The following is a 7,760-nucleotide window of genomic DNA, read 5'->3' as shown; positions in this document are numbered from 1 at the left end:
CGCCGGACGCTGCGGCGGTGTGGGCGCTGGTACGGGCGTCCATGGTTCCCCCAGGTTCGGGTCCTGCGGGGTGGCCGGTGCGCTCCCGCCCGGTCCGGCCGGGTCGGGGCCGGGGGACGGAAGATCCCCCGCCTCCCCGGCGAGCTGGTGCTTACAGTGCGGGAAGGCGGTTGTCGGCCCGCCAGCGCATGAGGTCGGCGACGGCCTTGGCCACCGCCATCGGGTCGAGGGGCAGGCCGACCACGGCGTCGGCGCGCGACCAGGTCGCCAGCCAGCCGTCGTCCCGGCGCGCGATGATCGCCAGGATCGGCGGGCAGTCGTAGACCTCGTCCTTGGCCTGCCGGGCCACGCCGAGGCCGCCCGCCGGGACCGCCTCGCCGTCGACCACCACGACGTCGATGTCGCCCTTGTCCAGCCGCGCGACCACGGCCGGCTGGGTGGCGATCTCGACGAACTCCACCGCCGGGAGGTCGGCGGCGGGCCTGCGTCCGATGGCGAGCCGGATCTGCTCGCGCGTGTTCGCGTCGTCGCTGTAGACGAGAACCTTCATCGGACTCTCCGGGGCGTCGCTCATGGCAGGAAGGCTACCGGTTCGGCGGGTCGGGCACGAGAGCACGGGTCCCCGAGGGTCTCCGAGGGCGCGAAACGCCCTGCTAGAAGGGGATTTCAGGGCGCAAGCCGGGCAGGGCGCGGCGAAGCCGGTGACACGCTCGGGAACTCCAGAAGGGGGGTAGTGCGTCAGTCACCGAACAGGTGACGTAATAATGCTGCCCGTGGCAACAGCATCCGCGATAGAGACAACACCTCACGCTCGGGCGAACCGTCCCAACTTGGTCAGCGTGGGGACGATCGTTTGGCTGTCGTCCGAGCTGATGTTCTTCGCGGCCCTGTTCGCGATGTACTTCACGATCCGCTCCGTGACGATCGGCCAGCACGGTCACGACGCCTGGCCCGGCGCTGAACTGGACCTGCCGCTGTCGGCGTTCAACACGACCGTCCTGGTGCTGTCCTCGGTGACATGCCAGATGGGCGTGTTCAAGGCCGAGGCCGGCAAGGTCGGACGCACCGGCGGCCTGTTCAACTTCCGCCAGTGGGGACTGCGCGAGTGGTACGTGCTCTCGTTCCTGATGGGCGCCTACTTCGTGGCGGGTCAGCTCTTCGAGTACACCAACCTGGTCACCAAGGACGGCCTGACCCTCTCGTCCTCGGCGTACGGATCGGTCTTCTACCTGACCACCGGGTTCCACGGCCTGCACGTGACCGGCGGCCTCATCGCGTTCCTCTTCGTGCTGGGACGCACCTACGCCGCCAAGCGATGGACCCATGAGCAGGCGACGAGCGCGATCGTCGTGTCCTACTACTGGCACTTTGTGGACGTGGTCTGGATCGGCCTGTTCGCGACGATCTACCTGCTCGACCTGAAGTGATCCGTCCGACCACCAACGACGACAAGACCCGAACGGGGATTTCCGTGAAAAGGATCACCGCATGGCGACGGCGCCCGTGGGCGGGCTACGCCGTCGTGCTGGCGGCCCTCGCGGCGATCGCCGGCCTCTACGCCGGCTTCTCGCCGAAGACCGACCGCGCCGAGGCGGCAGGGACCGCCGACGCCCAGGCCGACCTCGCCAACGGCAGGCAGCTGTTCAACCAGAACTGCGCCAGCTGCCACGGCCTGAACGCCGAGGGAACCAAGGACGCCAAGGGCAAGCCCATCGCGCCGAGCCTGCTGGGCGTGGGCGCCGCCTCTGTCGACTTCCAGGTCAGCACGGGCCGCATGCCCGCGATGAATCCTGGCGCGCAGATGCCGCGCAAGGAGCCGATTCCCGTCTTCAACACCGAGATCAAGACCGACTACTCGGAGCCGGAGAAGCGCGAGGAAGCCGAGAAGCAGAAGGCCCAGGCCGAGAAGAACATCCATGACCTGAGCGGGTACATCGCCCAGCTCGGCGGCGGCCCGTCGATCCCGACGGCCGACCAGGTGGACCCGACCAAGGGCGACGTCGCCCTCGGCGGCAAGCTCTTCCGCACCAACTGCGCCCAGTGCCACAACTTCACCGGGCAGGGCGGCGCGCTCACGGGCGGCAAGTACGCCCCCGAGCTGACGAAGAGCGACGTCACGCCCACCCAGATGTACGAGGCCATGCTGACCGGTCCGCAGGCCATGCCGGTGTTCAACGACACCACGCTGACCCCGAAGGACAAGCAGGCCGTCATCGCCTACCTGGTGCAGACCCGCGAGGAGCCCAACGCGGGCGGCAACGGCCTCGGCCGTATCGGCCCGGTCTCCGAGGGCCTCGCCGGCTGGCTGTTCGGCGTCGGCCTGATGGTGGCGGCCGCGATGTGGATCACCGCGAAGAAGCCCAAGAAGCTGAAGAAGCTGAAGAAGTCATGAGCGACAACAACGACACCGCGGGCTCGCCCGAGCCGCGCGAGGACGGCGAGTCCCGCCGGGTCGTGGGCACTCCGTCGCCGGCCGGGGAGCGGATCCTGCTCGCCAAGGACGACGACGAGGGCTACCCGGCGCCGGCCGGCGCCGGCGAGGAGCTGGACGAGAAGTCCGCCAAGAACGCCGAGCGCGTCGTGGCGGGGTTCTTCCTGCTGGCCTTCGCCGCCAGCGTGGCCTTCATCGCCTACTACATCGGCTGGAGCGGCCGCCACGGCGGCATGCACGGCGTCGTCCGGGCCCGCGAGACCAACCTGTGGCTCGGTGGCACCATGGCGCTGGCGTTCCTGGCGCTGGCGTTCGGCGTCACCATCTGGGTCCGCCGCCTGATGACCAGCAAGCCGATCATCCAGGAGCGGCACGAGATGGCGTCGCCCGCGGACACCCGCGCGGCGTTCGAGGCCGACTTCCTGGCGGGCGCCGAGGACAGCGGCATCACCAAGCGGCCGCTGCTGCGCCGCACGCTGCTGCTCGCCGCCGCGCCGCTCGGCCTCGCGCCGCTGGTGCTGCTGCGCGACCTCGGCCCGCTGCCCGAGAAGCGGCTGCGCCACACCTTCTGGGGCGAGGCCGTCAAGAAGGCGAAGGCCGAGGGCAAGATGGGCGTCCGCCTCGTGGTGGACGGCACCAACGCCCCGCTGAAGGTCTCCGACTTCAACTCGCCCGGCGGCATGATCACCGTGCTGCCCGAGGGGATCGAGGAGTCGCACGAGGCGGCCAACGAGATCGCCAAGGCCGTCACGATCCTGCTCAACATCCCGGCCGAGCAGTTCAAGCCCGTCAAGGGCCGGGAGAACTGGCACGTCAACGGGGTCGTGGCGTACTCCAAGATCTGCACGCACGTGGGCTGCCCGGCGGCGCTGTACGAGCAGACCACGCACCACATCCTGTGCCCGTGCCACCAGTCGACGTTCGACGCCACCGACGGCGCGAAGGTCGTCTTCGGCCCGGCGCACCGTCCGCTGCCGCAGCTTCCGCTCGGTGTGGAGAACGGTTACCTCATCGCCACCGACGACTTCCCCGAGCCGATCGGTCCGAGCTTCTGGGAGCGCGGATGAGCGACGCAAGTGCCCCGAAAGCGGTCGCGGGACCGCTGAACTTCCTGGACGACCGGCTCGGTTCGACGAACTTCTTCCAGCGCAACGTGAAGAAGGTCTTCCCGGACCACTGGTCGTTCATGCTGGGCGAGATCGCCCTGTACTCCTTCATCATCCTGCTGCTCACGGGCACCTTCCTCACGCTCTGGTTCCACCCGAGCATGGAGGAGGTCGTCTACAACGGCTCGTACACCAAGCTCAAGGGTGTGCAGATGTCGGAGGCGTACAGCTCGGCGCTGAACATCAGCTTCGACGTGCGCGGCGGTCTGCTCATGCGGCAGATCCACCACTGGGCCGCGGTCCTGTTCATGGCGTCGATCCTGGCGCACATGCTTCGCGTGTTCTTCACCGGCGCGTACCGCAAGCCGCGTGAGCTGAACTGGCTCATCGGCATCAACATGTTCATCCTGGGCATGCTCGAGGGCCTGTTCGGCTACTCGCTGCCGGACGACCTGCTCTCCGGCACCGGTCTGCGGATCACCCAGGGTGTGGCCGAGGCGATCCCGCTGGTGGGCACGTACATCTACATGTTCCTGTTCGGCGGCGAGTTCCCGGCCGGCGACAACGGGGACCTGATCCCGCGCCTGTACGCCATCCACATCCTGCTGATCCCGGGCATCATCCTGGGTCTGGTGACCGCGCACATGATGATCATGTGGCACCAGAAGCACACTGCGATGCCGTCCAAGAACCAGAGCAACGAGCAGGTCTACGGGTACCCGTTCTACCCGGTCTTCATGGCCAAGACGGGCGCCTACTTCCTGTTCACGTTCGGCGTTCTGGCGCTGCTCGGCGCGTTCGCCCAGATCAACCCGATCTGGCTGTTCGGCCCGTACGACCCGGGCGCGATCTCGTCGGGCTCCCAGCCCGACTGGTACATGGGCGTCCTGGAGGGCGCGCTGCGCCTGATGCCCGGCCAGGGCACCGAGTGGGTCATCTGGGGCCACACGATCAGCCTGAACGTGCTGATCCCGGCGACCGTGCCGCTCGGCATCGTGTTCGGCGGGGCGATGGCCTGGCCGTTCATCGAGCAGTGGGTCACCGGGGACAAGCGCCGGCACGACATCAACGACCGGCCGCGCAACGCCCCGGTCCGCACCGCGATCGGCATGGCGGCCGTGACCTTCTACGGTCTGCTGTGGCTGGCGGGCGCGAACGACGTGCTGGCCGACAAGTTCCACGTGTCCCTGTTCGGGACGACCTGGTTCTTCCGGTTCGCGATCTTCATCGGACCGGTGATCGCCTACATCGTCACCAAGCGGATCTGCCTGGGCCTCCAGCGCAAGGACGCGGCGGTGGCGGGGCACGGCGTCGAGTCGGGCATCATCGTGATGGCCCCGGACGGCGGCTTCAGCGAGCGGCACGAGCCCGCCCGCGAGGACGAGATGCTCAAGATCATGTCCAAGGAGAACGCCCGTCCGGAGGCGCCGGCCACCGACGCCAACGGCATCCCGGCCCCGAGCCAGAAGGGCCCGATGGGCCACCTGCGCTCGCGGCTGCAGCGCGCCATGACCTTCGACGACATCCCGATCGAGGAGCACGGCGAGGACCACGGCCACGGCGACGAGAAGGCGGTCGGCAGCGGTTCGGGCCCCAAGCAGCTCGGCCACTGACGCACGCGGCAGGTTGCCACGGGCGAGGCCCGTCCCCGGATCTCCGGGGGCGGGCCTCGCCGCGTTTCGAGCCTGGCTCCCGGCGCGCGGGGTGCCTCTCCGTCGGCCTGAGCCGCCGAGACGACGCCGGACATGGATGGCCTGCCCGTTCTGCCGTCCGGGCGTTGACCGATCCGTGGCTGCGGCTCACGGACAGCCGTCCCGGAAACGGGCGCTCGGGAGCCGGGCCGGGGCGGATCCGGGGGCTCGTCAGGTGCGTGGCATCCTGGCGGGGAGATGACCAAGACCCTCGTTGTGACCAATGACTTCCCGCCTCGGCCGGGCGGCATCCAGGCGTTCGTGCACGGGTTGGCGGTCCGGCGGCCGCCCGGCTCGGTCATCGTGTACGCGCCCGCGTGGCGGGGAGCGGCGGAGTTCGACGCGGAGCAGCCGTTCCCGGTCGTCCGGCACCCGACGTCGCTGATGCTGCCGGACCGGGACGTCCAGCGGCGCGCGGTGGACCTGCTGCGCGCGGAGGGCTGCGATTCGGTCCTGTTCGGCGCGTCCGCGCCGCTGGGCCTGCTCGCTCCGGCTTTGCGCCGGGCCGGTGCCGGACGGATCGTGGGGATCACCCACGGGCACGAGGCGGGCTGGGCGTCCCTCCCGGGCGCGCGCGGCCTGCTCCGCCGCATCGGTGACGACGTGGACGTGCTCACCTACCTGGGCGAATACACGCGTTCGCGGATGGCGCGGGCGCTGTCCCCGGCCGCCGTGGAACGGATGGCGAGGCTCGCGCCCGGCGTGGACGAGTCGGTGTTCCACTCGGGGAGCGGCGGTGACGCGGTCCGCGCGCGGCTCGGCCTTACGGACCGTCCGGTCGTGGTGTGCGTGTCGCGGCTGGTGCCGCGCAAGGGACAGGACGCGCTGATCCACGCGTGGCCGCACGTGCTGCGGGCCGTCCCGGACGCTGCGCTGTTGCTGGTCGGCGGCGGCCCCTACCGGGCGGAGCTGACCCGGCTGGCGGACGAGCTCGGCGTGTCGGATTCGGTGGTGTTCACCGGGAGCGTTCCGTGGGAGGAGCTGCCCGCGCACTACGACGCCGGGGACGTGTTCGCGATGCCCTGCCGGACGCGCCGTCGCGGCCTGGACGTCGAGGGCCTCGGGATCGTGTACCTGGAGGCGTCCGCGACCGGGCTGCCGGTCGTCGCCGGAGATTCGGGCGGAGCGCCCGACGCCGTCCTGGACGGGGAGACCGGCGTGGTCGTCCCCGGCCGTTCGGTGCGGGCCGTCGCCGAGGCGCTGATGGACCTGCTGCGGGACCCTTCACGCGCGCGCACGATGGGCGACAAGGGCCGGGCCTGGGTGGAGCGCGAATGGCGCTGGGAGGTGCAGGCCGCCCGTCTGGACGGCCTGCTCACCACGCGTTCCTAAGCGCGGCACCGCTGTGTGAGGTGTGCGGTCAGCGGCTGCCGCTCGTGCGCGGAGCGCCTGGGGGTGTGGGTCAGTACGAGGAACTGGCCAGGGCGATCGCCGCGTAGCGGAGCGGGGACGGCCCGCTCTTCGTGGTCTTGTAGGACGCGCCGCCGTTGTTGGAGTAGCGGATCCGCCAGGAGTGCCCCGAGTCCAGGTGGTGCAGGTTGTAGTGCGTGATGCCCTGCCCGGACAGGTATTCGGCCTTGTGCTTCGCTGGGGCGGCGAGCGCGGACCGGTAGGGGACACGTGCGTCGGTGGCTGCGGACACGAGCGTCCAGTCCGTCCCGCCGCGGCCCTGCGCGGGGTGTCTCGCGAGCCATTTCAGGAGCGCGCTGCCGGGCTTGAGGTCGCCGCACTGCCGGTACTTCGGGGCGCACTTTCCGGCGATGCCCCGGAACGGAGTGCTGAGCGTCACCACGTCCTTGACCAGCAGGTAAGGCGGCCACGGCTTGGACGTGTGCGGCCGGGCCCGCACGCCCGCCAGCGCGGTCGCGGTGACCAGCCCGCCCATCGAGTGCGCGACGACGCGGACGGCGACGCCGTGCCGGGAGTAGCGCTGGTAGACGTCCCAGGCGAACCGGCGGCCGAGTTCGAGGACGGAGGTGTTCGGTGTGCCGTTCACGTGCCGGGTGCAGTGCGTGTCGTGGGAGTAGAAGCCCCAGGTGACGAGCGGGCCCCGGAACCCGGCGGAACGGAGCTGGGCGTTCGCCTCGCGCCAGGTCGCGGCGCAGTCGGTGCCGCCGCGCACCTCCATCCCGTGCAGGAGGTAGACCGGCTCGGCGGTGCCGGCGCCGGTGACGGACTGGGCGGCTCGCGACGGGCCCGGCGGGCCGGCCGCGTGCGCGGGCGCGGCCTGCGCCGCTCCGAACATGAGGGCGACGGCGGGCAGCGCCGCCGTGCGCACGAGTCTTCGCAAGGGTCGGTGAACCTTTCGGGGACGGCCGCCGACCGGACGGCGGCCATGACGACCGTCGATCCTAGGGACTGACGAGGGATCTGACCCTTGAAATGTGATCATTTACTGAGAAATCATCCCCTCCAGGAGCGGAACACCGGGAGGCGGGATGGGTGGACGGGGGATCGGCTGCCTCGCGGGGGTGCTGGTTCTGGCCCTCGGCGCGGGCGTCTTCGAGGCGTGGGCGCTGACCGGGCGGGACG

At 70.3% G+C, this 7,760-nt stretch carries 7 protein-coding genes; 5 read left to right on the top strand and 2 right to left on the bottom strand.

All coding sequences use genetic code 11. From position 1 onward, the window contains the following. Window positions 1-151: 151 nt before the first annotated feature. Complete coding sequence (locus tag AB0J52_RS19520; RefSeq protein WP_500183008.1) at window positions 152-574, bottom strand: hypothetical protein; 423 nt, start codon at window positions 572-574, stop codon at window positions 152-154. A 190-nt stretch (window positions 575-764) separates the two neighbouring features. Here AB0J52_RS19520 and ctaE point away from each other — a divergent pair, with 190 nt between their 5' ends. From ctaE to AB0J52_RS19495, 5 genes are all read left to right on the top strand, one after another. Next, entirely contained in the window at window positions 765-1,427 is a 663-nt protein-coding gene (gene ctaE / locus AB0J52_RS19515) for an aa3-type cytochrome oxidase subunit III (RefSeq protein ID WP_500183007.1), read from the top strand. A gap of 44 nt (window positions 1,428-1,471) precedes the next feature. Next, a complete protein-coding gene (gene qcrC / locus AB0J52_RS19510) occupies window positions 1,472-2,392 on the top strand; it encodes a cytochrome bc1 complex diheme cytochrome c subunit (RefSeq protein ID WP_500183006.1) in 921 nt (306 codons plus the stop codon). Next, the gene (qcrA, locus tag AB0J52_RS19505) at window positions 2,389-3,498 is read left to right on the top strand and encodes a cytochrome bc1 complex Rieske iron-sulfur subunit (RefSeq protein ID WP_500183005.1); all 1,110 of its coding nucleotides are present in this window, start codon (window positions 2,389-2,391) and stop codon (window positions 3,496-3,498) included. Before qcrC ends, qcrA begins: the two co-directional genes overlap by 4 nt. Then, a complete protein-coding gene (gene qcrB / locus AB0J52_RS19500; protein ID WP_500183004.1) occupies window positions 3,495-5,150 on the top strand; it encodes a cytochrome bc1 complex cytochrome b subunit in 1,656 nt (551 codons plus the stop codon). The genes qcrA and qcrB overlap by 4 nt, the downstream gene beginning before the upstream one ends. Window positions 5,151-5,426: 276 nt before the next feature. Beyond that, a complete protein-coding gene (locus AB0J52_RS19495) occupies window positions 5,427-6,560 on the top strand; it encodes a glycosyltransferase family 4 protein (RefSeq protein WP_500183003.1) in 1,134 nt (377 codons plus the stop codon). Window positions 6,561-6,630: 70 nt separating this feature from the next. Here AB0J52_RS19495 and AB0J52_RS19490 read toward each other — a convergent pair whose 3' ends face one another. Further along, entirely contained in the window at window positions 6,631-7,518 is an 888-nt protein-coding gene (locus AB0J52_RS19490) for an alpha/beta hydrolase (protein ID WP_500183002.1), read from the bottom strand. Window positions 7,519-7,760: the final 242 nt, after the last annotated feature.

It is taken from the genome of Spirillospora sp. NPDC049652 (genome assembly GCF_040675125.1).
Taxonomy (GTDB): Bacteria; Actinomycetota; Actinomycetes; order Streptosporangiales; family Streptosporangiaceae; genus Spirillospora.
This window is presented reverse-complemented; position numbering and strand designations above follow the sequence as displayed.

Coding starts and splice junctions, on each gene's coding strand:
- AB0J52_RS19520 (WP_500183008.1), bottom strand. CDS start 574: ATGAGCGACGCCCCGGAGAGTCCGATGAAGGTTCTCGTCTACAGCGAC.
- ctaE (WP_500183007.1), top strand. CDS start 765: ATGCTGCCCGTGGCAACAGCATCCGCGATAGAGACAACACCTCACGCT.
- qcrA (WP_500183005.1), top strand. CDS start 2,389: ATGAGCGACAACAACGACACCGCGGGCTCGCCCGAGCCGCGCGAGGAC.
- qcrB (WP_500183004.1), top strand. CDS start 3,495: ATGAGCGACGCAAGTGCCCCGAAAGCGGTCGCGGGACCGCTGAACTTC.
- AB0J52_RS19495 (WP_500183003.1), top strand. CDS start 5,427: ATGACCAAGACCCTCGTTGTGACCAATGACTTCCCGCCTCGGCCGGGC.